This window comes from Mesorhizobium sp. M0621 (assembly GCF_040320745.1).
Taxonomy (GTDB): Bacteria; Pseudomonadota; Alphaproteobacteria; order Rhizobiales; family Rhizobiaceae; genus Mesorhizobium.
Map to the genome: position 1 here is coordinate 52,398 of NZ_JAMYQF010000015.1, position 23,275 is coordinate 75,672.

Annotated in this window: 24 protein-coding genes; 8 read left to right on the top strand and 16 right to left on the bottom strand. The window is 63.9% G+C overall.

The genetic code is table 11. From position 1 onward, the window contains the following. The first annotated feature begins 60 nt into the window (after positions 1-60). From NKI38_RS13220 to NKI38_RS13240, 5 genes are all read left to right on the top strand, one after another. Positions 61-810 (top strand): helix-turn-helix domain-containing protein, encoded by a 750-nt coding sequence (locus NKI38_RS13220; RefSeq protein WP_352658341.1) that lies wholly within the window; start codon positions 61-63, stop codon positions 808-810. Positions 811-1,339: 529 nt separating this feature from the next. Then, entirely contained in the window at positions 1,340-2,302 is a 963-nt protein-coding gene (locus NKI38_RS13225; RefSeq protein ID WP_352658205.1) for a SagB family peptide dehydrogenase, read from the top strand. Between the two features lie 59 nt (positions 2,303-2,361). After that, a complete protein-coding gene (locus tag NKI38_RS13230; protein ID WP_352658208.1) occupies positions 2,362-2,613 on the top strand; it encodes a hypothetical protein in 252 nt (83 codons plus the stop codon). Between the two features lie 4 nt (positions 2,614-2,617). Then, positions 2,618-2,878 (top strand): hypothetical protein, encoded by a 261-nt coding sequence (locus tag NKI38_RS13235; protein ID WP_352658211.1) that lies wholly within the window; start codon positions 2,618-2,620, stop codon positions 2,876-2,878. Between the two features lie 99 nt (positions 2,879-2,977). Next, entirely contained in the window at positions 2,978-3,292 is a 315-nt protein-coding gene (locus NKI38_RS13240) for a hypothetical protein (RefSeq protein WP_352658213.1), read from the top strand. A 23-nt stretch (positions 3,293-3,315) separates the two neighbouring features. Here NKI38_RS13240 and NKI38_RS13245 read toward each other — a convergent pair whose 3' ends face one another. The 4 genes from NKI38_RS13245 to NKI38_RS13260 form a co-directional block, all read right to left on the bottom strand. Next, the gene (locus NKI38_RS13245) at positions 3,316-4,257 is read right to left on the bottom strand and encodes a TonB family protein (protein ID WP_352658216.1); all 942 of its coding nucleotides are present in this window, start codon (positions 4,255-4,257) and stop codon (positions 3,316-3,318) included. Beyond that, the gene (gene exbD, locus NKI38_RS13250; protein ID WP_352658219.1) at positions 4,254-4,700 is read right to left on the bottom strand and encodes a TonB system transport protein ExbD; all 447 of its coding nucleotides are present in this window, start codon (positions 4,698-4,700) and stop codon (positions 4,254-4,256) included. The genes NKI38_RS13245 and exbD overlap by 4 nt, the downstream gene beginning before the upstream one ends. 4 nt (positions 4,701-4,704) lie before the next feature. Further along, on the bottom strand, positions 4,705-5,649 hold the full coding sequence (gene exbB / locus NKI38_RS13255; protein ID WP_352658222.1) for a tonB-system energizer ExbB: 945 nt from the start codon (positions 5,647-5,649) through the stop codon (positions 4,705-4,707). 151 nt (positions 5,650-5,800) lie between these two features. Then, positions 5,801-6,598: an ATP-binding cassette domain-containing protein gene (locus tag NKI38_RS13260; protein WP_352635870.1), complete on the bottom strand. Its 798-nt coding sequence runs from the start codon at positions 6,596-6,598 to the stop codon at positions 5,801-5,803. A 297-nt stretch (positions 6,599-6,895) separates the two neighbouring features. On the opposite strand from NKI38_RS13260, the gene NKI38_RS13265 reads away from it, so the two are divergent. Beyond that, positions 6,896-7,570, top strand: a complete 675-nt coding sequence (locus tag NKI38_RS13265; RefSeq protein ID WP_352658225.1) for a cysteine hydrolase family protein — start codon at positions 6,896-6,898, stop codon at positions 7,568-7,570. Positions 7,571-7,663: 93 nt separating this feature from the next. Here the strand turns inward: NKI38_RS13265 and NKI38_RS13270 are convergent, their stop codons facing one another. Further along, on the bottom strand, positions 7,664-8,605 hold the full coding sequence (locus tag NKI38_RS13270) for an LLM class flavin-dependent oxidoreductase (RefSeq protein WP_352658228.1): 942 nt from the start codon (positions 8,603-8,605) through the stop codon (positions 7,664-7,666). 111 nt (positions 8,606-8,716) lie between these two features. Beyond that, positions 8,717-8,872 (bottom strand): hypothetical protein, encoded by a 156-nt coding sequence (locus NKI38_RS13275; RefSeq protein WP_023760893.1) that lies wholly within the window; start codon positions 8,870-8,872, stop codon positions 8,717-8,719. A 289-nt stretch (positions 8,873-9,161) separates the two neighbouring features. On the opposite strand from NKI38_RS13275, the gene NKI38_RS13280 reads away from it, so the two are divergent. After that, positions 9,162-9,929, top strand: a complete 768-nt coding sequence (locus NKI38_RS13280) for an SDR family NAD(P)-dependent oxidoreductase (RefSeq protein WP_352658231.1) — start codon at positions 9,162-9,164, stop codon at positions 9,927-9,929. A gap of 254 nt (positions 9,930-10,183) precedes the next feature. Here NKI38_RS13280 and NKI38_RS13285 read toward each other — a convergent pair whose 3' ends face one another. The 7 genes from NKI38_RS13285 to NKI38_RS13315 form a co-directional block, all read right to left on the bottom strand. Further along, on the bottom strand, positions 10,184-11,128 hold the full coding sequence (locus tag NKI38_RS13285; protein ID WP_352658234.1) for an ABC transporter permease: 945 nt from the start codon (positions 11,126-11,128) through the stop codon (positions 10,184-10,186). Next, positions 11,125-12,180, bottom strand: a complete 1,056-nt coding sequence (locus tag NKI38_RS13290; RefSeq protein ID WP_352658236.1) for an ABC transporter permease — start codon at positions 12,178-12,180, stop codon at positions 11,125-11,127. Before NKI38_RS13290 ends, NKI38_RS13285 begins: the two co-directional genes overlap by 4 nt. A 224-nt stretch (positions 12,181-12,404) precedes the next feature. After that, entirely contained in the window at positions 12,405-13,916 is a 1,512-nt protein-coding gene (locus NKI38_RS13295; RefSeq protein ID WP_352658239.1) for an ABC transporter ATP-binding protein, read from the bottom strand. 195 nt (positions 13,917-14,111) lie between these two features. Next, positions 14,112-15,143, bottom strand: a complete 1,032-nt coding sequence (locus tag NKI38_RS13300; protein ID WP_352658242.1) for a BMP family protein — start codon at positions 15,141-15,143, stop codon at positions 14,112-14,114. A 153-nt stretch (positions 15,144-15,296) separates the two neighbouring features. Next, positions 15,297-16,502, bottom strand: coding sequence for a 3-oxoadipyl-CoA thiolase (gene pcaF / locus NKI38_RS13305; protein ID WP_352658343.1), 1,206 nt, complete (start codon positions 16,500-16,502; stop codon positions 15,297-15,299). A gap of 1 nt (position 16,503) precedes the next feature. Then, a complete protein-coding gene (locus NKI38_RS13310; RefSeq protein WP_352658245.1) occupies positions 16,504-17,310 on the bottom strand; it encodes a CoA-transferase subunit beta in 807 nt (268 codons plus the stop codon). Further along, complete coding sequence (locus tag NKI38_RS13315; RefSeq protein WP_352658247.1) at positions 17,307-18,164, bottom strand: CoA transferase subunit A; 858 nt, start codon at positions 18,162-18,164, stop codon at positions 17,307-17,309. Before NKI38_RS13315 ends, NKI38_RS13310 begins: the two co-directional genes overlap by 4 nt. 120 nt (positions 18,165-18,284) lie before the next feature. Here NKI38_RS13315 and NKI38_RS13320 point away from each other — a divergent pair, with 120 nt between their 5' ends. Next, entirely contained in the window at positions 18,285-19,055 is a 771-nt protein-coding gene (locus NKI38_RS13320; RefSeq protein WP_352658248.1) for an IclR family transcriptional regulator domain-containing protein, read from the top strand. Positions 19,056-19,295: 240 nt separating this feature from the next. Here NKI38_RS13320 and NKI38_RS13325 read toward each other — a convergent pair whose 3' ends face one another. From NKI38_RS13325 to NKI38_RS13335, 3 genes are read right to left on the bottom strand one after another with little or no spacing between them, the layout of a single operon-like run. Further along, positions 19,296-20,597, bottom strand: a complete 1,302-nt coding sequence (locus NKI38_RS13325; protein ID WP_352658250.1) for an NAD(P)/FAD-dependent oxidoreductase — start codon at positions 20,595-20,597, stop codon at positions 19,296-19,298. A 2-nt stretch (positions 20,598-20,599) separates the two neighbouring features. Continuing rightward, complete coding sequence (locus tag NKI38_RS13330; protein WP_352658252.1) at positions 20,600-21,979, bottom strand: glutamine synthetase family protein; 1,380 nt, start codon at positions 21,977-21,979, stop codon at positions 20,600-20,602. 5 nt (positions 21,980-21,984) lie between these two features. Then, positions 21,985-23,268 carry a glycosyltransferase gene (locus tag NKI38_RS13335; RefSeq protein WP_352658254.1) on the bottom strand — a complete coding sequence of 428 codons (1,284 nt, stop codon included), beginning with the start codon at positions 23,266-23,268 and terminating at the stop codon, positions 21,985-21,987. Positions 23,269-23,275 lie beyond the last annotated feature (7 nt).

Below are 23,275 nucleotides of genomic sequence, written 5' to 3' on the forward strand. Positions count from 1 at the left end.
ACCGGAGACGTTATATGGATTTCGAATCGAAATGAAGAAGCCGCCTGCGGAAGCAAGAACGTGTCAATTCGCGAGAATCTCGCTGCAAACCTTAGATCGCTCTGCAAGGACCATGCCTCCGTAAGCGCGGTGTGCCGTGAGTTGGGCATTAACCGCACGCAGTTCGAACGCTATCTGCAGGGACAGACGGTTCCCAACAAGGCCACCGCCAAGTTGATATGCGACTACTTCCGGATCGACGAGGCCGAACTGTATCGGGATCCCGCTGTCCCCGAACCCAGGGTGCGCGGACTGCCGCCGGTGTCCGAGAGCTTGTTCAACCAGATGATTCGCCCGCCCAGCCCATCGATCGCGGGGGGCACCTATTTCACCTATTTTTCGATCCCGGCCCGGCCCGACCTCTTGATGCGCTCGGTCACCTTCGTGCGGCGCGAAGCTGAGTTGGTTACCTTCAGAAGGGTCACCGGATGGTCCGAACGGCGGGGATCGACATGGGCGCGGGCGCGCGGCAACCACTATGGGGTGGCGATCTCGCGCCTGAACTGGATCTATTTCAGCGGCATCAATCGCCGCCAGACCGGCGAGCCGTCGCTGATCTCCGTGCAATGGGCTCCCATTTCCGAACCGGTACTGACAGGCAAGGCCATGCTTCTGACGGAGGCCGGGCCGGCCTTCGTGTCAGTCATCATGCGGCGCGACATTGCCAACATCCGCCCAAGGGATGCCATCAGCATGGCACATGTCATCAGGCTCGACGATCCGAGCGTCGACCAACTGGTTGTAAGTCTTACCCGGGACGGGCTGGGCTGATCCCTTCGATCGCCGTGGCTTACGCTAAATAAGAATAAGCATACACCGAAAAAGCGTATGCCAACGATTGTCTACTCTGTATCTGAATAAAATCGATATTTTACACTTTAGTGCCAGGAAAGATAATTCGATCTCTCGCCTTTAGCGCGCGGCGTTACTGCGATTTTAACAAACCATTAACTCTTTCGACCTTACTTTCTTGCTGCGGATCCTGATTTTGAGGGGTCTTTCAACGGATCCCAATGGGGTCAAGAAAGGGACGAAAATGGCCAAGAAAGTGAACACCGCTCCGAAGCTGACGATTGCCCCCGGTACGCAGACCGTCTTCTTTTCGCAGGGCATGCACTACAACAAGCGCTGAAGTCGTTCTGCGCCGGCGAGCGGTCCGCTTGTCGGCGCCTCGGCTCCGCAGGTGGCATTCAGCATCATGAAAATGCGCTCTTCAAAAACGCTTGTTTTCTACCCCGGGCAAAACAAGGTCACGGCATGCAACTTCCTGACCAGAAGCGTGTTTGAATGCAGCCCGGAGATGGTCGGTCTTCTCGCATCGTGGGACAAATGGGCGTCGACGGCGGATATCGCCCGCGCCCATGGGTGGTCGAAGTCCGAGCTGAAGGCAGTCGTTCCCCAGTTGCTCGATTTTTCCGCCCTGGTGGCCGCCGGATCGCCGCTCGCCGAACAGGAGGAACAGTTTTCCGGACAATGGAATTGGGGCCTTCCGACCGCGCTGATGCATTTCTGCGTCCAGGACAGCCAGTACATGGCCGTCGAGCAAGCGGAAGAGCGGCAGATCGAACGCGCCGGCCACACGCCGCAGCCGGACCTCCTGCTCAAGAATTCCGCCGGCGCCATTCAGCTGCCGAACGCACTGGAAGACAATGAACTTCTCGCTTTGATGGCGCGCCGCCGGACCAACCGCACGGCGGCTCAGCCCACCATCACGGCCAAACAGCTTTCCGACTGCCTGTTCGCGGGGCTCGGCATCACCGGCGAGACAGCCAACTGCGTTGGCGCCCTGCCGCTTGGCATGACCCCTTCGGGCGGCGCGAGAAATCCCTATGAGGCCTATGTGGTCGCGCTCGGCGTCGATGGCCTCGAGCCCGGCGTCTATCACTATTCCGCCGCCGATCACGACCTTGGCAGGATTTCCGCAAATCATCTGCCGAAGATCTCGGAACTGGTCGGCGGGCAGGAGTGGGCGGACGCCATGCCGTGCCTTGTCCTGCTTTGCGCGAAGCTCGACCGCACGATGTGGAAATACGAGGACGCCAACGCCTATCGTGTCGTGCTGATCGAGGCAGGCCATATCGGCCAGAACATCATGCTGGCTGCGACCAATCTTGGCCTGTCGGCATGCCCGACGGCCGCGCTCAGTCATTTGGCGATCAAGCGTCTGCTGGGCCTCGATCGTCTTACCGACGCGCCCATCTATGCCTTGACCCTCTCGACCCCGGAAACGAACCCGTCTTCGGCGGGCCAATCGATCAATTAGTCGGCTCAGTATGGTCAGTAACGCGTTCCCTAGGTTCCATCAGATGACAGGAGCAGCACGTGCCAAATCAGTCTTTACGTCAGTCGGAAATCGATAGTCTTCAATACATTTCGTCGATGACCAATGAGCTCGTGCAGATGGCCGAAGCAAACCGTTTTCCCATGATCTCCTATTTGCTGGGCATGGCCTATGCAGAAGCCTTCGACGTTCTTCGCGGCGCCCGGCCGGCCAGGCATGCGCAGCTCAGCGGCAACCCCCTGCACCCCAAGGCGCAGGCAAAAGACAATCGCGCCCAGCCCCGGAGAGCGTAGCGGCATGCAGTCGTCAGCCGCATGCGCGGTGGCAGGCTCGACGTCCCGGCCAAACCGCTGGGAGACACTGTGCGCGTTGCAAAACCTGCTGCCGCCGCTGATAAAAGCCGCCGCGAAACTGAACCGCGCCGACATGGTCTACTGGTTCGAACAGGCCGATGCCGAGGTCGCCAACATCATCAGGGGCCATCCCTCCGATGCGGCCGCCATCCCCGCCCTGATCGCGTGCAGCCCGCAGAACCGGCATTCGGTCACTCGTGTCTAAGGTGGTTCAGTACCGCTGAACCCGCTCCAAATCATTTGTTTTCACGCCTTTCCTGGGAAAGCCGCCAACTTTCCAGGAACTGCTCCAGGGGACCTGCCCATGAACATGATTGCCAACATCAGAAGCGTCGATGCCAGGGAGAGCATTTTCAGCCGGCTTGACGCCCTGGTCGCCAGGCGACCGCCATCGCCCGTCGCCGCGCGGGTCGAGGCCCGCCAACTCGTTTCGGCGGCAATTGCCGACAGCTGTCAGGCCGACAGTCTCTGGGGCGCCGTGGACGCCTTCCACGCCCATTTCGACTTCATGATGAAAACCATCGAGATCAACGGCGACGACGACCCGAACCTCAGGATCCTGCGCACGAAATGCCGCTTCTATCTGGAGCAGGTCGAGGCCCTGTCGCTGAGTTATTGATGGATTCGGGTTTGCCCTAGTCTCTAGTTGCGCAGGCTGAACACGAATGGCGCTGTTCGGCTCTGGCGCAAGCCGAGTTCCGGCGGCGGTGCCGGAACCGTGGCGCCTTGCAGCACGGCAAGTGCCGCGCGGTCCAAATCCGCATCCCCGGAGGAACGAGAGAGCCTGGCGGACAAGACCCGGCCGGACGAGTCGACGGTGAAGGCGACATACGGCTTGCCTTCCGCCCGGCGAGCCTTGGCCGAACTGGGATAGCGCGTATGCCGCTTGATCCAGGCGCCCAGACGCGAGTCCCACTTGCTGGCGTCGCCGGATCGCGACGTCGATTGCGCCGACTTCGGCGCTGCGGTCCTGGCCGCTGGCTTTGCATCGGCGCTGGCGACGGTTGCCGTCTTCGGCGGCGCCGCCTTCTCTTTCTTCGGCCGCGGCTTGGGCTTGTCGACAGGCTTTTTCGCCTTGGCCTCGACCGGTTTCTTGTCCTTGACCACCTCGACCGGTTTCGGCTGCGGCAAGGGAATGACGACCTCGGGCGTGACAGCCTCGACAATATCCGGGACGACCTCATCCGGCGGCGGCTGATCGACCTGTTCAGCCATTTCGGCCTGGGTGGGCTCGGCTTCGTCGGGCGGGACGGCTTGCGGCTGTTCGACAACCGGCTCCACCTTCTCCAACTCTTCGGGCGTCGGCTCGGTCGTCGGTGTCGGCTCGGTCTGATCTGGCGTCACCGCGTCCAGCGCGGCAACCTGCTCCTCCACGGCTGGCATCACCACCATCGGCGCCATCTCGATCACCTGGGCCGGTGGCGGACCGCCGTCTTCTTCGTTGGCCATGGTGAAGTTCTGCACGGCGTAGGCGACCGCGACATGGGCTCCAAGGACCAGCACGGCCGCGCCGGCCCACAAGCCGAGGTCGCGCCAGTTGAGGCGCGACAACTCGACCGAAGGCAAGGCGGCCGCTTGCGTCATGGCGCCGCCGCACCAGTGGCTGCCGGCGCCGCCTCCAGGCCGACCAGCGCGATCTTCGGATAGCCGGCGCCGCGCAGCAGGTTCATCGCCTCCATCAGGTCGCCATAGGCGACCGCCTTGTCGGCGCGCAGGAATATGCGCGCCTGCTTGTCGCCTTTTGTCCTGCTGTCCAGCGTCGCGGCAAAAGCCGGGCGCGGCACGCTATCGTTGCCGATCGCCAGCGTCAGATCGTCCTTCAGCGTCAGGAACAATGGTGTCTCGGGGCGAGGCGCGGGCGTTGCGGTCGAGCCCGGGAGGTCGACATTGACATCCACGGTCGCCAGCGGCGCCGCGACCATGAAGATGATCAAAAGCACCAGGATGACATCGATGAACGGGGTGACGTTGATCTCGTGGCTTTCCTCGAGATCGTCATCCATGGTCTGTCGGATTCTGCTTGCCATAGCGCTACTCCGCCGCCAGAGCCGTTGCCGGTGCGACGGTGCGGAAGTCGAGGTCGCGGCTGACCAGCCGTTCGACGCCCGCCGACGCATCGGCGAGGATCTGCCGGTAGCCGGCTATCGAGCGGGCAAAGACGTTGTAGACGACGACAGCCGGTATCGCCGCGACAAGGCCCATCGCCGTGGCCAGCAGCGCTTCGGCGATACCGGGCGCGACCACGGCCAGATTGGTGGTCTGCGCCTGCGAGATACCGATGAACGCGTTCATGATGCCCCAGACGGTACCGAACAGGCCGACGAAGGGTGCCGTCGAGCCTATCGTCGCCAGCACGCCGGTGCCGCGCGACATGCGCCGCGACGCCGCCGCCTCGATGCGCGACAGGCGCGACGTGACCCGTTCCTTCAGCCCGTCGCCCGAGACGTGGTCGAGCGCACCGGCCGAAAGCGCGGTCTCCTCCTCGGCCGCCCGCACCAGCAGCGCGCCGGGGCCGCCGCTGCGGTCGAGGGCGCGGCTCGCCTGCTTCAACGTGGCGGCATCGCCAATCGCCCGGACGGCGCGGCGGATGCGCAGCTTGCCGCCAAGGATCTCCAGCGATTTGGCCAGCCATATCGTCCAGGTGACGAGGGAGGCAAAGGCCAGCCCGATCATCACCGCCTTGACGATGATGTCGGCCGCCATGAACATGCCCCATGGCGACAGATCGTGCGGCAGGGTCAGCTCCATCGCCGTCGAAGGCGCGGCCTCGGCCGGCACGGCCGTGTTCGGCTGGTTGGCTGGCTGCGCGGGCGCCATCGTGGCCGGCGGGACGACTGCCGGTGAGGCAGGAGCAGCGGGCGCGGCAGGTGCGTCGATCGTGGGGGCAGCTCCGGCCGGTTGCTCCTGGGCGGTCGCGCTACCGACCGTCAGGATGACGGATGCGACCAACGCCGCCAACAAACCAGTTCTAGACATTAGCGTCTTCCTTGTTCTCACAGCGGCAAGCCGCTTTCTATCTCAGTGTTGGAGCATGATCTCTGGACAAAACGGTTTTCCGTTTGTCCGAGAAAACCGGTATCCACTTTTCGGGATCATGCTCTGGTTCCCACCGCCGCATCAAATCTCGTCACTGCACGTAACCGACGGGCTGGCCGGTGACGGGATGCGCGAACACGCCCATCTCGACGCCGAAAATGCCTTTCAGCACATCGCTTCGCATGATCTCGCCGGGCGTGCCGCGCGTCAGCAGCTTGCCATCCTTGAGCGCGATCAGCTCGTCGCAGTAGCGCGCCGCCATGTTGGGATCATGCAGCACCACGACGACGCAAAGGTCGCGTTTGCGGCTGAGATCCCTGACCAGCCCGAGCACCTCGACCTGATGGGCGATGTCGAGCGCCGAGATCGGCTCGTCGAGCAGCATGACACCGGCGTTCTGCGCCACCAGCATGGCGAGCCAGGCGCGCTGGCGTTCGCCGCCGGACAGTTCGTCCACCAGCCGATGTGCGAAACCTTCCATGTCGGTCAGGGCCAGCGCCTCGTCGACATGCTGCCTGTCCTCGGCGCGAAAACGGCCAAGCGCGCCATGCCAGGGATAGCGCCCGAGCGTTGCCAGTTCGCGCACGGTGAGGCCGGTCGCCGCCGGTGTCGTCTGCGGCAGATAGGCAAGCGCACGGGCGAGTTCTCGCGCCCCCCATTGCGGCAGCGGACGCCTGGAGAAGGTGATGGCGCCCGAGCTTGCCGGCTGCTGGCGCGCCATGAGCTTGATCAGCGTCGACTTGCCCGACCCATTGTGGCCGATCAACCCGTAGACGCGCGAACGCTCCAGTTCGAGCGAGACCGGACCGAGCAGCGTCCGCTCGCCGACGGCAAAGCGCACTGCGTCGATGTGGAAGGCAGTCTGGGCGTCAATTCCAGCCACGGTCATGGCTTTCTCCAGTGCGGCGGCCCGCATTTCCAGATTCCGGCTTTCGGCAAGCCGATGCCGGTTGACTAGGAAACATGATCTTACTAGTCAACATTAAAGATGACTGCAACGATCAACAAATCGTCGCGACCTGCCCGACCGCGTCGTTGTCGAACCGAGTTTGCACAGCGAACTGATCCGCGCCGGCAGTCCCTGTTGGTGACTGCATGACGCCCAGCGTTCTGCCTCTTCGCGTTGGGTGGACGGCTGCTGCTTCGCCGGTCAGGATGGGCCCCTCAATCGGCGAGGAGAGCCCGAATGATCAAGGCAACGCCCTTCCACTTCCCTTATGACGGCAGGCTGGTTGCCGAAAACACCGCGCTCGTCCTCATCGACATGCAGCAGGATTTTCTGTCGACGACGGGCTACTTCGCCAGGCAGGGATATGACCCGTCGCCGCTCAGGGCGATCCTGCCGGCCGTGAGCCGGCTGATAGCGGCCGCCCGCAAGGCCGGCGTCAGGATCATCCACACGCGGCAGGGCTATCGGGCTGACATGGCCGACATGACGCCCTACGAGAAATGGCGCCGCAAGCGCGCCGGACTCGAAGGCACCGAAATCCTGCTGCGCTCGGGCCCGGGGTTCCAGATCGTGCCGGAGATCGACGTGGCGCCGCAGGACATCATCGTCGACAAGACCTGCAACAGCGCCTTCACCTATACGGATTTCGAGCTTGTGCTTCGCGCGCAAGGCATCACGCATCTGATGTTTTCCGGATGCACCACGGATGTCTGCGTCCACACCACACTGCGCGAGGCATGCGACCGAAATTTTCAATGCCTGACGGTTTCCGATGCCTGCGCCAGCGGCGACCAGAAGGCCCACGAAGCCGCGCTGCATATGGTGACGGTCGAAGACGGCGTCTTCGGCACGCTGGCGGATTCGAGCGCTGTTATCAAAGGCCTGTCGCGGCTTGGCGAGTTAGAGCGTTAAAATCGATGCCGTATCGCCGGGCACCAGGCAATGCAGATTTTTGGACGCCAGAGGGGGTGTGAAGGATCGCTACGGAACGGTTTTCAGCGCAATTCACCCCGCCGCGCGCGTCTCCAGTCCCGCGCGAGACGCGTACGCCCCAGGCTGGAATGCGTCGGTTTCGCGACGCGCCAGCGAATTGCGCAGCAGCGCGATCGTTTCCCGGCCTGCCGTGGCGATCTCGCGCGGCGTGTCGACGCCGACAATCATGAATTCATCGATCCCGAGAGCGGCATAGGCAAGCAGCGACAGGGCAGCCTGAGCCGGTGGCCCGGAAAGGTCGACCGCCTTGTGGCCGGTGGCGGCGGCGCCTTGGTGAATCCTGACTGGAAGCGCAAAGCGCAGCTTGCCGGCGCGGCCATGTTCGGCGGCGGCGCCCCGCACACGCTCCATCATCTGCCGGACCTCTTCGATAGAGCCCGGCGCCAGTTCGAAGACATCGGCATGCCGGCCGGCCACCTTGAGCGCCGTTCCGGATTGCCCGCCCATACGGATGATCAGGTCGGCGCCGTGCGGACCCTTGCGCGGCACGTAGCCGCCCTTGATGCTGTAGAACGCGCCTTCATGGTCGAAGGGCCGATCATTCGACCACAGCCGCTTGAGCAGCACCAGATATTCGTCGATGCGCTGCCAGATGACGGCATGCCCGACCGGCCGTGTTTCGGCATCGGCGTCGCTCAGCGGCTCGCTGATCATCCGCAGCGCCAGCCGTCCGCCGCTTTTCCTGTCGATCGACGCCAGCTGGCGGGCCGCCACGGTCGGTTCAACCACGCCCGCCCAATGCGTGAGCACAACTTCCAGCGACGAGGTGCGGTCGAGCACCTGGGCAGCAAGATCCATGTTGGTCAGCAGCCCGGCCGAGTCGTCGATGACGATCTTGCGGAAGCCGCCATCCTCGATCAGCCCGAGCTTGGTCCCGGTCTCGGCAAAGTCGTAGAAAAAGGGAACTGCGGCGTCCTCGGTCTTGCCGGGAACATGCGTGAACTCGATCGGCATTGCCATCTCCTCCATTGTGTCAGGCGCGCGCAGGCGCACCGAGGATTCGGTTCATTCAACTCCGATAGCCTGAAAGCGGTGGGGCAGCTAACCCCGGTCGATCTGACGACTCTAGGGGATAAGACCCAGAACAACGGCCCCGGTGAACACGAACGCAAGGGCAAAGACGACATAGGCGAAGGCACCGGCATAGGCCGGGCGAAAGGTCTGGGCATTGGCCAGCCTCTGGCCGCTGCGATCCGTCTGGGCGTTCTGGATATAGGACATATCGACCTCCGTCTCGCCGGTTAATCTATAAAACTTGTAGACTTTGTCGATTGCTATTTTTTGGCTACAGGCAGAATAATTTTCCCCTGAACGCCTAGAAATTGGTGGCTACTTGCTGAGAGAGCCCGTCCGGCGACCGATCGACATGACATGTCCGTTTCGCCTCCGCACCTGAATGTACCCTATAGCCTTGTCCGCGCTGCACCCAATTCGTGGATTGGCCGCCCAGTGCGGGCGCGGTAGCATCGCCCAACCAGCAAAGCGAAATCGTCAAAGAGGGAGCGAGGAAATGGGCACAAGACTGGCCGGTAAGGTCGCCATCATCTCGGGTGGCGCGACAGGCATGGGCGGGGCGGCCTCGGAACTGTTCGCCGCCGAAGGCGCCAAGGTGGCGATCATCGACCGTAACGGCGAGGCGGCTGCGGCCACTGCAGCAGCGATACGCGCGCGCGGCCACGTCGCCGAGCATTTTGTCGCCGACGTCTCCGACGAAGCTCAGGTCGAGGCGGCCGTGAAGGGCGCGACGGAAAAACTCGGGCCTGTCACCGTGCTGTTCAACCACGCCGGCACCATCGTGATCAAACCCTTCCTGGAGACGACGGTCCAGGAGTGGGACTGGCTGCATGCCGTCAATGTGCGCTCGATGTTCCTGATGACGCGTGCCGTGCTGCCCGGCATGATTGCGGCCGGCGGCGGCTCTATCGTCTGCACCTCGTCGATCTCGGCGGTGGCGGCGACGCCGAACGAAGTGCTCTACGACACCACCAAGGGCGCCTGCCACATGTTCGCGCGCGCCATCGCCGTCGAATTCCGCGACCGCAACATCCGCTGCAACGCGATCTGCCCCGGCTTCATCCGCACGCCGCACGGCCTGCGCGAAGTCGCCGATCTCGGCAAGCTCGGCGTCGACGTCTCCGACGCCGCACTTGCCGCGCAGCAGGGCCGCATCGGCGAGCCGCAAGAGGTGGCGAGGGCGGCGCTTTACCTGGCCAGCGACGAGTCTAGCTTCGTCAACGGCACGCATCTGTTCGTCGACAACGGCTTTACCGCGATGTGAGGCTTTCCAGTATCCAGGTTCTTCGTCAGCTTGGCGCCCTTCCTCTACCCCGTCGATCGGGGGAGAGGTGTCGAGCGTAGCTCGACGGAGGGGGGGTCGACCGTTGGCGCGGCACAGGAAGGTTCTTGCGCCTTGGTCCCCTTTCAATATCCGTTGGCGGCCGTTGCCGGGTGGTTCCCCCACTCCGTCGCTGCTTCGCAGCGCCACCTCTCCCCCCTCCGGAGGGAGAGGAAAGGACACCAAGTCCTACTCGCTTACCGCTCTTCCCGTCGAAATGGCTTGAGCAGTGCCGACGGCGCCACCGCGTTGCGCGACATCACCGCCATGGCGACGATGGTGAAAATGAACGGCAGCATCAGGAACGCCTCGTAGGGGATATGTCCGAGCCCGCTCGCCTGCATGCGCAATTGCAAGGCGTCGACGAAGGCGAACAGAAGTGCCGCACCCGCCGAACGCCACGGGTCCCAGCGTCCGAAGACGACCAGCGCGATCGCCACCCAGCCGCGCCCCGACACCACGCCGAAGGTGAAGGCGTTGAACTGCGCCATCGACAGGAAGGCGCCGGCCAGACCCATCAGCGCCCCGCCGAGGATGACCGCCTCGAAACGCGCGGCGATGACGCTGACGCCGGCCGAATCGGCGGCGCGCGGGTTTTCGCCGACCATGCGCACCGACAGGCCCCATGGCGTGCGGTAGAGCACGAAGGCGGCCAGCGGGATCGCAAGGATCGCCATGTAGACCAGCGCAAACTGGTTGAACACCGCCGGCCCGAGCACCGGAATGTCGGACAGGATCGGGATCGGCAGTGTCTGAAAACCCTTGATGTTCGGCGGCACCGATTGCTGGCCGAAGATCAGCCGGTAGAGGAAATAGGCAAGGCCCGAAGAGAATAGCGTCACGCCGATGCCGCAGACATGCTGGCTGAGGCCTAGCGCCACAGTGAACAGCGCGTGCAGCGCGCCCATGAGCATGCCGGTCAGCACCGCCGCCAACACGCCCAGCCACAGGCTGCCGCTGAGGCTGGCGGCGGTGAAGCCGGTCATCGCCGACAAAAGCATGATGCCTTCGATGCCGAGATTGAGCACGCCGGCGCGCTCGGAGAACATTTCGCCGAGCGTCGCAAAAGCCAGCGGCGTGGCGATTCGGATGATGGCGGCGAGGAAGCCGACCTGAAAGATCTGTTCGAACACCGCGCTCATCGGGCCGCTCCGACACGGCGGATGCGATAGGCGGTGAACAGCAGCGCCACCAGCATGGCAAGCAACGCGGTTCCCTGGATGACATCGCTGAGGAAGGCCGGCACGCCGGTCGCCCGCGACATCGCCTCGGCGCCGGTCATCACGGCGGCAAGAAAGATCGCCGCCGGCACCACGCCAAGCGGGTTGAGCCGCGCCAGCATGGCAACGACGATGCCGGAATAGCCGTAGCCCGGCGAGATGTCGCTCATCACCTGGAAATGCACGCCGCCGACCTCGCCGACGCCGGCCAGCCCCGCCAGCGCACCGGACAGCAACGCTGTCGAGAGCAGCACGCGTTCGACGTTGATGCCGCCATATCTAGCGGCTTCCGGGTTTTCGCCGGTGACCCTGATCCGGAAGCCAAGCGTCGTGCGCACGATCAGGAACCAGATCAGCGGTGCCGCGATCAGCGCCACGACGACGCCGAGATGCAGTCTTGTGCCTTCGAGCAGCACCGGGAAATTGGCCGAATCCTCGATCGGCGGCGAGATCGGATAACCGCTGAAGGAGTCCTTCCACGGCCCCTCGATCAGCGCCATCAGCGCATAGTAGATGACCGAGTTGAGCAGCAGCGAACTGACGACATCGTCGACCTTGAATTTTACGCGCAATGTCGCCGGCACCAGCGCCACCGCAGCGCCGGCGGCAGCACCCGCCACCGCCATCAAGACCATGGCGAGCGGCCCAGGCATCGGGATGGCGCCGACAAAGCAGCTGGCAACCGCGCCGGCCAGCAACTGCCCCTCGGCGCCGATGTTCCAGAATTTGGCCCGGAAGGCGACCGCGACCGCCAGCCCGGTAAAAATCATCGGCGCGGCGCGCACCATCGTCTCGGTGATCGCATAGCTGTCACCCAGCGAGGCCGTGAACATCACGCCATAGGCTTCGAGCACGCCGGCGCCGGCCAGCGCGATGAGGCCGCTGCACAAGATGAGCGTTGCTCCGATCGCCAGCAATGGCAAAGCGAGGTTGAACCAGGCAGGAGTGCTTGCGCGGACTTCCAGGCGGAACATTAGGCGGCACCCTCTGTTCGGTCTGTCGAACAAGGATTCTGACGAAGAGGGACCCCCACCCCTAGCCCCTCCCCACAAGGGGGAGGGGAACTCTCGGAGGCGCTGACCACGACAAAACGGCTGAAGTTTGGGCTCGGAAGCTGTGTGACCGGAGCGCGGCAGCATCCCCCTCCCCCTTGTGGGGAGGGGTTAGGGGTGGGGGTCAGCGCCGCCAGAAGGTTCATCTAGACTCTCCCCTCCGCCCCGGTCATCATCAGGCCAAGCCGCGCGATCGTCGCATCGGCACTGTCGAGCGTGCCGGCGATGCGGCCCTCATACATCACCGCGATGCGGTCGCAGAGCACCAGCAGCTCTTCGAGATCCTCGCCGATGACGATGATGCCGCAGCCCTTCGCTCGCATGTCGAGGAACTTTTCATGGATGAAACGGGCGGCACCGATGTCGAGGCCGCGCGTCGGCTGCGAGACAACAAGCACCTTCGGATCGAAGGCGAGCTCGCGTGCCAGCAGCGCCTTCTGCAGATTGCCGCCGGACAGCGCGCCGGCGCGCGTCATCGGCCCGGGGCACCTGATATCATAGGCCTTGATCTGCTCTTCGGTGAAGGCGCGGATCGCATCCGGCTTGAGCAGGCCCCTGCTGCTGAAAGCGGCGGTGCCGATGCGCGGCAACACCATCGAATCGGCAAGCGGCAGGTTGGTGACCAGCCCCGTCGTCATGCGGTCTTCCGGAATGCGGCCAAGACCGAGCGCCTGCACTTCGCGCGGCGAGAACCGTGTGACCTTGCTGCTGGCGATCGTCATCTGGCCGGCGTCAGGCACACGCGTCCCGGAGATCACCTCCGCCAAGGCACGCTGGCCATTGCCCGACACGCCGGCAATGCCGAGGATCTCGCCGGCACGAACGGCAAGCGACACATCGCGCAGCGGCGTACCCGAATGATGCGATGTCGAGATGCCCTTGAGGGTGAGCACATCAGCACCGGGCGTCGATGGTCCCCGCGCCGGCGGCGCGATCTCGTGGCCGCACATCAGTTGCGCCATTGCGGCCGATGTCGTGTTGGCCGGGTCATCGACGTGGCCGGCGACGCGGCCATGCCGCAGCACCGTGCAGCGATGCGTCAGCGCCCGCACCTCGTTGAGCTTGTGCGAGATGAAGATGATGCCGAGGCCTTGCGCCGCCATCGACCGCAATGCCGAAAACAGTCCGTCGACCTCGCTCGGCGCCAGCACCGCCGTCGGCTCGTCGAGGATCAGCAGCCTGGCGCCGCGAAACAGCGCCTTGACGATTTCCAGCCGCTGCTGTTCGCCGACCGACAGCGCCGAGACGGGAAGAGCCGGATCAAGCGTCAGTCCATGCTGCCTGCTGATTTCTGCCAGTCGCGCCAGCCCGCCGGCGCGGTCGATCCGCCCTGTCTTGCCGGGAATGCCGATCAAAAGGTTTTCCAGCACAGTGAGCCGTGGCGCGAGGTGAAAATGCTGGTGCACCATGCCGATGCCGGCGGCCAGCGCATCGGCCGAACTGGTGATCCGGACCGGTTGGCCCTGGATGAGAATTTCACCCGCGTCGGGCGCATAGGCGCCGAACAGCACGTTCATCAGCGTCGTCTTGCCGGCGCCGTTCTCGCCCAGTAGCCCGAGGATTTCGCCGGGAGCGACGCTGAGGTCGACAGCCTCGTTGGCCTTGACCGCGCCAAAGCTCTTGGTGATGCCGCGCATTTCGATGAGGGGGGCGGGCAAGGGTGCTCCAATTGGCTCTGATCGATGGGATGCGCTGCACCCCCCTCTGTCCTGCCGGATGTCACTTTCGGCCTTCGCCAATTTTCCGCCCTGAAAAAACGGCGCGTCAACGAAGCTGCCAATCTCCCCCCTTGAGGGGGAGATGTCCGGCAGGACAGAGGGGGGCGCCTGGCACCACCCCCTAAAGACCGGCTATCAATCCGAAACCGGCGTGTTCTCGTCGACATCGACCCGGAAATTGCCTTCCAGGATCTCGGCCTTCTTCTTCTCGACCAGATCCTTGACGTCCGTCGGCAGCGTCTTGTCGAATTTGTGGTAGGGCGCCAGATGCGAGCCGCCCTTGGCCATGCGCGAGAAATCGCCATAGTCCTGCGCGGTAAAGACGCCGGCCTTGACCAGTTTGATCGCCTGCTCGACGGTCGGATACATGTCCCAGACCGGGCCGGTAATCACCGTGTCCGGGCCGAGGCTCGACTGGTCGGACATGTTGGAGATGGCGAGGATCTTCTTGTCCACCGCCGCTTCGATGACGCCGAAGCGCTCGGCATAGATGACGTCGACACCGGCGTCGATCTGCGCGACCGCCGCCTCCTTGGCCTTCGGCGGGTCGAAGAAGGAACCGATGAAGGCGACCTTCTTCTTGATGTTGGGATTGACCTCCTTGGCGCCGGCGAAGAACGCGTTGACCAGCCGGTTCACTTCCGGAATGCCCATCGCCGCGACGGCGCCGATCGTGCCCGACTTCGACATCTTGCCAGCGATCATGCCGGAGAGGTAGGCCGGCTCGTGAATCCAATTGTCGAAGACGCCGAAATTGGGTTCCGCCGGCCCGGCGCCCGAGCCGAACAGGAAGGCGGTCTTCGGAAACTGCTTGGCGGTGCGGCGCGACTCGCGCTCGGCGGCGAAGGCATCGCCCAGCATCAGCTGGTAGCCGCCTTGTGCATATTCGCGCATCACGCGGCTGAAATCGGCGGTCTGCACCTTCTCCGACCATTTGTACTCGATGCCGAGTTCCTTCTCGGCTTTCTGCAAGGCGACATGGATCTGGTTGTCCCATGGCTCCTCGATCGGCGTGGCGAAGATCGCCGCCACCTTCAGCTTCTTGTCCTTGCCGAAGGCAGCGCCCGGCAGCATCGCCGCGGCCAGGCCAAGTGCGCCCAGCTCCAGCACGTTGCGTCGCGAAAGCCCGTCGCGTTCTATCTGGACTCTGTTCTTCCGGTTTTTCATTGCATTCCCCTCTGTTCGACAGCCGTGTCGAGCCGGCTGTTCGTGAAAATATCAGACGGGGAACTATGGAACGGGTCCGGACTTTTGTCCACGTGGTCAAATTTGACCACGCACCGGATTCTCGATCTTGGCCGGCCAAAAGAGGGCTGCCGGTCAGACCCGTTCGAGCGCGATCGCGATGCCCTGGCCGACGCCGATGCACATGGTCGCCAGCGCGTAGCGGCCGCCGCGTTCGCGAAGCTCCAGCGCCGCCGTACCGGAAATGCGGGCGCCCGACATGCCCAAGGGATGGCCGAGCGCGATGGCACCGCCATTCGGGTTGACGTGCTCCGCGTCCTCGGCGATGCCGAGCTGGCGCAGCACGGCGATGCCTTGCGAGGCAAAGGCTTCGTTGAGTTCGATGACATCGAACTGTTTTGGCGCCAGCCCGAGCCGCGCGCAGAGCTTTTGCGTCGCCGGCGCCGGACCTATGCCCATGATGCGCGGCGCCACACCGGCGGCGGCACCACCGAGGATGCGGGCGATCGGTGTCAGGCCGTATTTCTTGATGGCAGTCTCGGAGGCAACGATCAGCGCCGCCGCCCCGTCATTGACGCCGGAGGCGTTGCCGGCCGTCACCGTGCCGCCCTGCCGGAACGGCGTCGGCAGCTTGGCCAGCGCCTCGACCGTTGAGCCCGCTCGCGGATGCTCGTCCTTCGAGACGACCACCGGATCGCCCTTGCGCTGCGGGATCGTCACTGGGGTGATTTCCTTGGCCAGCCGGCCATTGGCCTGTGCGGCGACCGCCTTGTCCTGGCTGCGCACGGCAAAGGCGTCCTGGTCGGCGCGAGACACCGAAAAATCCTCGGCGACGTTCTCGCCGGTCTCCGGCATCGAATCGACGCCATACTGCTTCTTCATCAGCGGATTGACGAAGCGCCAGCCGATTGTGGTGTCGTAAATCTCGGCATTGCGCGAAAATGCCGTGTCGGCCTTGGGCATGACGAAGGGCGCGCGGCTCATCGATTCGACACCGCCGGCGATCATCAATTCCGCCTCGCCGGCCTTGATGGCGCGCGCGGCAATGGTCAGCGCATCCATGCCCGAGCCGCACAGGCGATTGACGGTCGAGCCCGGGATCTCCTTCGGCAGCCCTGCCAGCAGCAGCGCCATGCGCGCCACGTTGCGATTGTCCTCGCCAGCCTGGTTGGCGCAGCCATAGACGACATCGTCCACCGCCTGCCAGTCGATGCCAGGATTGCGCTCGACCAGCGCTCTTAGCGGGATGGCGCCGAGATCGTCTGATCGTACCGAAGACAGCGAACCGCCAAAACGGCCGATCGGCGTGCGGATATAGTCGCAGATATAGGCCTCGGCCATGTCATGCAGCCTTTGTTTTTCCGGTTCCCTCATGCGCCGCCTTGGTGCGGGCCTGCAGGTCACGCAATGTCTTGAGTTCGAGTTCGCTTGGCGCCGGCGTTTCGTCAAGCGCTTGGGCGAATTTTACCAACCAGCCACAGCTCTCCTGCACCTGCTCACGTGTGACGCCTGGATGCAGCGACACGACGGTGAATTCCTTGCTCACCGGATCCGGCTTCCAGATGGCGAGATCGGTGATCAGCAAGGTCGGGCCTGATGTCTCGATGCCAAGGCGTTGGCGATGATCGCCGCCCTCGCCATGGCCGAAGGAGGTGAAGAAATCGATCTTCTCGACCATGCCGCGCTTGGTCTGCGCCATGGTGATGTAGATCTCCTTCGACGACGTCGCGATCTCCGGCGCGCCGCCGCCGCCGTGCAGCCTGGTCTTGGGATGGAAATAGTCGCCGATGACCGTGGTGTTGATGTTGCCGAACTTGTCGAGCTGCGCCGCCCCGAGGAAGCCGATCGAGATGCGGCCGCCCTGCAGCCAATAGCGGAACATCTCCGGCACCGCGACGGTGGTCACAGCAGTCTCGCACAATTCGCCGTCGCCGATCGACAGCGGCAGCACGTCTGGCGCAGTGCCGATCGTGCCGCTCTCGTAGATCAAGGTAATGTCGTGCGCATGTGTCAGCCGCGCCACATTGCAGGCGGCGGACGGCGCACCGATGCCGACGAAGCAGACATCGTCATTGCGCAGCGCGCGGCTGGCGGCGATCATCATCATCTCGTTGGGGGTGAAGCCCAAGGGCTTCTGATCGCCGCTCATGCCACTTTCCTCAGATGCTCGACGCGGGCCGCGAAATCGCCGGCGCTCTTCTCGATGACGTTGACCTGCATCCACGCCTGGAATTTCTCGCGGTCGGCGGCGATCTCGTCCCATTCCAGATAGGCCGCATTGTCGCGCGCATAGTAGCCATGCGCGTAGGACGGATGCGAACCGCCGGGCACCACCGATATCGCCGCGATCGTCCAGCGAGGCAGCACGGTCAGATTGGGGTGCAGATCGTCGAAATTGTCGACCACTTCCTCGACCGTCACCACCGCGCGCCTGGCCGCCAGCACCGCTTCCTTCTGGATGCCGATAATACCCTCGACCAGCACATTGCCTTGTCTGTCGGCCTTCTGCGCGTGGATGAAGGTGACGTCGGGCCGGATCGAAGGGACAGCCGCCAGCACTTCGCCGGTGAACGGACAAGTCACCGATTTGATGTTCGGATTGACCGCCGCGAGGCCGGCGCCGCGATAGCCGCGAAACACAGCGCAAGGCAGACCGGCCGCACCTGCCTCATAGGCGTTGGCCATGCCGGCATGGCTGTGCTCTTCGATCTCGATCGACCTAGGAAAACCGTTCTCGATGGCATCGCGGGCGCGCCTAAGCAAGCCGACGCCGGGATTGCCGACATAGGAGAAGACGATCTTCTTCGCCATGCCCATGCCGATCATCTGGTCGTAGATCAGGTCCGGCGTCATGCGGATCAGGGTTAGGTCACGAAAGCCCTGGCGGATCGCCTCATGCGCCGCCGCCGTCGGAATCAGATGAGTGAAGCCCTCGAAGGCGACCGTGTCGCCATGGTTCAAATTCTCCGCCACGGCCTGTTTGAGCGGCAGGAACTTGACCATCGCTTCGGCTCCGGATTGAGAAAGTTCGTATTGCGAACATATGTTTCGTATGTGATACTTTCTACGTTAAGCGAGGGCGTGGAGTCAATCCTGACGCCGATGCCGTTCTGCGGAGACAAGATGGACGAAGAGGCCGTTTCCCGTGATCATGTCGGCTCGCTTGAGCGCGGCCTTGCCGTCATGGAGATCCTGGCCCGGCACCCTTCGGGCATGACGCTGACCGAAATGGCCGAGGAAGCGGGTCTGACCCGTGCGGGCGCTCGCCGTTTTCTGCTGACGCTTGTCGCCACTGGCTACGCCACACAGGCCGGCCGCGTGTTCTCGCTGTCGCCGCGCCTGCTGACGGTTGCCCGCACCTGGCTCGGCGGCGCCTCGCTATGGGCCTTCGCCGCCCCCATCATGCGCGCGGTCGCCGCTCAGCTGAACGAGGCCTGCTCGGCAGCCATCCTGTCGGGTGAGGATGTCGTCTATGTCGCCCGCATTCCCGGCCGCCGCATTCTCAGCGTGTCACTCGATGTCGGCACCAGGCTGCCTGCCTATTGCACCTCGATGGGGCGCATCCTGCTCGCGGGCCTGACATCAGGGGAATTGGACGTATTTCTCGGCCAGGCAACGATCGAAAAACGAACGCCGAAGACGATCATCGATACCAGCCTGCTGGCCAACGCCATCGGCAAGGCCAAGGCAGACGGTTTTGCCATCGTCGACGAGGAACTGGAACTCGGCCTGCGCTCGATCGCCGTGCCGATCCGTGACCGCTCTGGGAGCACGGTCGCGGCCATCAACGTCTCGACCCAGTCCGCACGTTTTTCCGTCGCCGAGATGGAGCGGGAAATCCTGCCGGCGCTGCTTGGAGCCAGGCAGCGTATCGAGGATTTTTTTGTGGTCTGAGAGGCCTTCTCCAGTAACCTTCAATGTCGACGGGACAGCGCCCCCCTCTGCCCTACCGGGCATCTCCCCCACTTGGGGGGAGATCGGACGTCACGCCGGCTTTCGCCAATCTCCGACGGCGCAGGAGTGGGCGAAGCGACGAAGCTGCCAATCTCCCCCCTTGCGGGGGAGATGTCCGGCAGGACAGAGGGGGGCGCGAAGGATCGCGGCTTTTGCACTTTGTCGCCGCCCCGCTGGCCCTCAATGCTTGATGCGATCCCTCATCGCATACCACAGCATGCCAAGCACATAGAGCGGAACGCGCAACGCTGTGCCGCCTGGAAACGGCATCGGCGTCAGCGTCGAGAACAAATCGAGCCGCGCGGCGTCGCCCGTGATCGCTTCGGCCAGCAGCTTACCCGACAGCGTCGACAGGATGACGCCCTTGCCGGAATAGCCATGCGCGAAATAGACCTCGCCATAATGCCCGACATGCGGCAGCCGCGACGTCGTCACCGACACCAGCCCACCCCAGGCATGGTCGATGCGGCAGCCCTGAAGTTGCGGGAAAGTGGCTTCCATGTGCGGCCGCACGAAGCCGGCAATGTCGGCCGGCGGCGATGGCGTGTAACGCTCGCCGCCTCCGAACAGCAGGCGGCCATCCGCCGACATCCGGTAATAGTTGACGACGAAGCGGGTATCGGACACCGCGACATTGGCCGGGATGACATTGCGCTTGCCCTCCAGCGGCTCGGTGGCGATGATGTAGTTGCCGACCGGCATGATGCGGCTGTTGACGCGCGGCTCCAGTCCATCGAGCAGCGCATCGCCCGCCAGCACGACGTATTTTGCCCGGACCGAACCCTTTGCTGTCGAGACCCGGATCGAAGGCTCGCGCTCCAGCCGCACGGCAACGGAATTCTCGTGGATGGTGACGCCGGCAGCGACCGCGGCGCGGGCAAGGCCGAGCGTGTAATTCAGCGGATGCATGTGGCCGCCAAGCGGCTCGTACATCGCGCCGTGATAGGGCGTATCGACCTTGCCGCGTGCCTCCGCCGCCGACAGGATTTCGGCGTGCGGGAACTTCATCACCGTGGCCAGGCACTCAGCTTCTTCCTCAAGGTCTCTGAGATCGGAGCCATTGACCGCGCCAACCAGATGGCCGGTCAACCTGAGATCGCAGTCGATGGCGTGGCGTTCGATGATATCGAGCACCAGGCCGCGCGCCTCGAAGGCGAGATCGAACAGCACCTTTGCCCGCTCGGGCCCATAGAGCTTGACCAGACCCTTGGCGCCCTTGCGCAGGCCGGGGATCATCTGGCCGCCATTGCGCCCCGATGCGCCCCAGCCGATCTTGCCGCCTTCGAGCAGCACCACTTTCAGGCCACGCTCGGCGGCGTGAAGGGCGGCAGAGAGCCCGGTGCAGCCGCCGCCAACCACGACAAGGTCAGCGTCGACATCGCCCTGCAGGGCAGGATGATCCGGCGACGGATTAGCCGTCGCGACATAGTAGGATTTGCCGATATCCAAACCGGAATTAAAGCCCTCGGAATTGAAGCCCATCACTACACCTTCAGCAGCAGGTGATCGCGTTCCCAGCTCGTCACCACGCCCTGGAACAGATCGAGCTCCACGCTCTTGACGCGCAGATAGGTCTGGAAGAAATCCTCGCCGAGCAGTTCCCGCACCGGGTCGCAAGCAGCGAAACGGTCAAGCGCCTCCTCCATGGTCTTCGGCAGCGTGCTTTTGATCTTGTAGGCGTTGCCCGACGCCTCGGCCGACCGTGCGAGCTTTCGCTCGACGCCGAGATAGCCGGCAAGCAGCGAGCCGGCGATTGCCAGGTAGGGATTGGAATCAGCTCCCGGAAGCCGGTTCTCCACCCGCCGAGCGGCACGGCCGCCAGCCGGCACGCGTAGGCCGCAGGAGCGATTGTCATGCGACCATTCGATGTTGGCCGGCGCGCTGTGGTTCGGCCTTATGCGGCGGAACGAGTTCACGTTGGGCGCAAACAGCAGCATGATTTCGGGGACATATCTCTGCAGGCCGCCGATGAAATGGCCGAACATCGCGGTGTCGGCATCGTCGCTACCGGCAAACAGCGTCTTGCCGGCCTCGTCGATGACGGACATGTGCAGATGCATCGAGCTTCCCGCCTGCGCGGCGATCGGCTTGGCCATGAAGGTGGCGTGCATGCCGCTTTGCTGGGCGGCCTGGCGCGTCAATCGCTTGAACAGCAGCACCTTATCGGCCAGCGGCAGCGCATCGCCATGCAGGAAATTGATCTCCAGCTGTGCCGTACCCGATTCATGGATCAGCGTATCGAGCGGCAGTCCGGCCGCCGCCGCATAATCATAGATGCGCCGGATCACCGGCTCGAACTCCTCGAGCGCCGCCATGTCATAGGGATGCTGCACGGTCTCCGCGCGGCCATTGGCGCCGACCGGCGCGGTTAGAGGCTGGTCCGGATCGGGATTGGGCGCGGTGAGATAGAATTCAAGCTCCGGCGCCACCACCGCCCGCCAGCCGCGCTGGCGATAGAGATCGAGCACGGCCCGCAGCACATGGCGTGGCGAGGCCATCCATGGCCGGTTGTCCATGTGGAAGGCATCGGCGAAAACATAGGCCTTGCCAGCACCAGCGCCCGGCGCCAGGCAGAGCGTCGAAACATCAGGCACCATGCGCATATCCGGGTCCGAATAAGCAAAACCCTCGTCGATCGAGCCGGAATAACGGCCGTCGATGCTGACCAGGAAAGCACTGCTCGGCAAATAGAGCGCACGGTCCTCCAGCGCCTGGAGGAATTTGGCCGTCGGCAAGGCCTTGCCGCGCAGCACGCCATTCATGTCCGGCACCAGGCACTCGACCTCGTTGATGCCGTGCTGGGCCAACCAGGCTTTGGGATCCTTACCGCTGGAGAGTGAGGTATTCACGTTATTGTCAGGCATTTCATTCATGTCCGTATCAGAGAGAGTATGGCTTGCGCGGCCACATCCGTTCCAGGTTTCAGCGCCATTTGGGCTGCATTGTCCCTGAGGCGGGCGCGCATGGCGTCGTCGGCCAGCAGGCCGAGAATCGCTCTCTCCAGTACTCCTTCGGTCCAGGCGTCACGGCCGATATGGTCGCCGACGCCGGTCTCTCCGGCGCGCCGCGCATTGTCATGTCCGTCCCAGCAATAGGGCATGATCAGCGACGGCACGCCGAAGCGCAGCGCTTCGCAAAAGCTGTTGTTGCCGCCGTGATGGATGAACAGGTCGGATTTCGCCACCACCGAAGGCTGCGGAAACCAGGCGTCGAGATAGACGTTGTCCGGCACCGCGCGATAGGCATCGCGCAAGCCGCCGGCATTGACGATGAAGCGCGCCGGCAGCCTGTCGAACACCGCCAGCATGCGCTCGATCAGCCCGACATCCATGGCGCCGAGACTGCCGAAGCTGAGATAGACCAGCGGCCCGCCATTGCGCGGGAAAACTGGCACCTCGAACGGCCCTTCCGAACGCACGCAGCCTTCCAGATAGATGAAGCGGGCCGGGTCGAGCGGCTCGGCGCGCTCGCGGCGCACGATCGCGGGGGTCAGCAGCAAATTGAGGTCGGGGGAGGTCTCGAGGAACTGACCCTTCGGCAGCGGCCCCAGTCCGGCATCCGCCCGGAAACGATTGAAGCGGTCATGCGCCGGTGCCGAGGCCTTGAGATAGCGCGCCTCGAACGCCGCGCGTTGCGGGTCATCAGTGCCAAGCCCCGACAGATAGGGTGGCACATTGGCGTCCGGCAGCTCGGTCTCGGCGCACGAGACGACACGCACCCACGGGCAGCCGGCGGCGGCGATCGCCGGGAACATGATGACATTGTCGAGAACCACCGCGTCCGGCTTCAGCCGCGCCAGCAACTGGCGCAGCGGCGCCTCGGCATTGACCGCGGTGTCGACGATCGCTTGCCAGGTCGGCGCGACATAGGTTTCCAACTGATCGATCGGGCTCAGCCTGAAATGCGGCAGGTGCCTGCGCACGAAGGCCTGCCAGTAGCTCTGGCGTTCGCTGTCGCTCAGTGGCTCGTCGGTCGGCAGCTGGTATTCCTGAAAACCATAGTCGGCAAAGACGCCGGAGAAGCCGGCATGGCAGATGAACACGGGCCGGGCACCTCGCGCACGCAATGCCTGCGCGATGCCGACGCAATTCAACGCCGCGCCGAAACTCGCTTCGGGAAACAGCGCGATGGTCGGGCTGGCTTTACGCGTCAATTAATCC

Excerpts from the sequence above, each read along its gene's own strand:
- NKI38_RS13235 (WP_352658211.1), top strand. The coding sequence starts at position 2,618 with ATGCAGTCGTCAGCCGCATGCGCGGTGGCAGGCTCGACGTCCCGGCCA.
- NKI38_RS13280 (WP_352658231.1), top strand. The coding sequence starts at position 9,162 with ATGGGCACAAGACTGGCCGGTAAGGTCGCCATCATCTCGGGTGGCGCG.
- NKI38_RS13270 (WP_352658228.1), bottom strand. The coding sequence starts at position 8,605 with ATGCCGATCGAGTTCACGCATGTTCCCGGCAAGACCGAGGACGCCGCA.
- exbD (WP_352658219.1), bottom strand. The coding sequence starts at position 4,700 with ATGGCAAGCAGAATCCGACAGACCATGGATGACGATCTCGAGGAAAGC.
- NKI38_RS13320 (WP_352658248.1), top strand. The coding sequence starts at position 18,285 with ATGGACGAAGAGGCCGTTTCCCGTGATCATGTCGGCTCGCTTGAGCGC.
- NKI38_RS13285 (WP_352658234.1), bottom strand. The coding sequence starts at position 11,128 with ATGAGCGCGGTGTTCGAACAGATCTTTCAGGTCGGCTTCCTCGCCGCC.
- NKI38_RS13310 (WP_352658245.1), bottom strand. The coding sequence starts at position 17,310 with ATGAGCGGCGATCAGAAGCCCTTGGGCTTCACCCCCAACGAGATGATG.
- NKI38_RS13275 (WP_023760893.1), bottom strand. The coding sequence starts at position 8,872 with ATGTCCTATATCCAGAACGCCCAGACGGATCGCAGCGGCCAGAGGCTG.
- pcaF (WP_352658343.1), bottom strand. The coding sequence starts at position 16,502 with ATGGCCGAGGCCTATATCTGCGACTATATCCGCACGCCGATCGGCCGT.
- NKI38_RS13315 (WP_352658247.1), bottom strand. The coding sequence starts at position 18,164 with ATGGTCAAGTTCCTGCCGCTCAAACAGGCCGTGGCGGAGAATTTGAAC.
- exbB (WP_352658222.1), bottom strand. The coding sequence starts at position 5,649 with ATGTCTAGAACTGGTTTGTTGGCGGCGTTGGTCGCATCCGTCATCCTG.
- NKI38_RS13260 (WP_352635870.1), bottom strand. The coding sequence starts at position 6,598 with ATGACCGTGGCTGGAATTGACGCCCAGACTGCCTTCCACATCGACGCA.
- NKI38_RS13245 (WP_352658216.1), bottom strand. The coding sequence starts at position 4,257 with ATGACGCAAGCGGCCGCCTTGCCTTCGGTCGAGTTGTCGCGCCTCAAC.
- NKI38_RS13325 (WP_352658250.1), bottom strand. The coding sequence starts at position 20,597 with ATGGGCTTCAATTCCGAGGGCTTTAATTCCGGTTTGGATATCGGCAAA.
- NKI38_RS13330 (WP_352658252.1), bottom strand. The coding sequence starts at position 21,979 with ATGCCTGACAATAACGTGAATACCTCACTCTCCAGCGGTAAGGATCCC.
- NKI38_RS13300 (WP_352658242.1), bottom strand. The coding sequence starts at position 15,143 with ATGAAAAACCGGAAGAACAGAGTCCAGATAGAACGCGACGGGCTTTCG.
- NKI38_RS13265 (WP_352658225.1), top strand. The coding sequence starts at position 6,896 with ATGATCAAGGCAACGCCCTTCCACTTCCCTTATGACGGCAGGCTGGTT.
- NKI38_RS13240 (WP_352658213.1), top strand. The coding sequence starts at position 2,978 with ATGAACATGATTGCCAACATCAGAAGCGTCGATGCCAGGGAGAGCATT.
- NKI38_RS13290 (WP_352658236.1), bottom strand. The coding sequence starts at position 12,180 with ATGTTCCGCCTGGAAGTCCGCGCAAGCACTCCTGCCTGGTTCAACCTC.
- NKI38_RS13225 (WP_352658205.1), top strand. The coding sequence starts at position 1,340 with ATGGTCGGTCTTCTCGCATCGTGGGACAAATGGGCGTCGACGGCGGAT.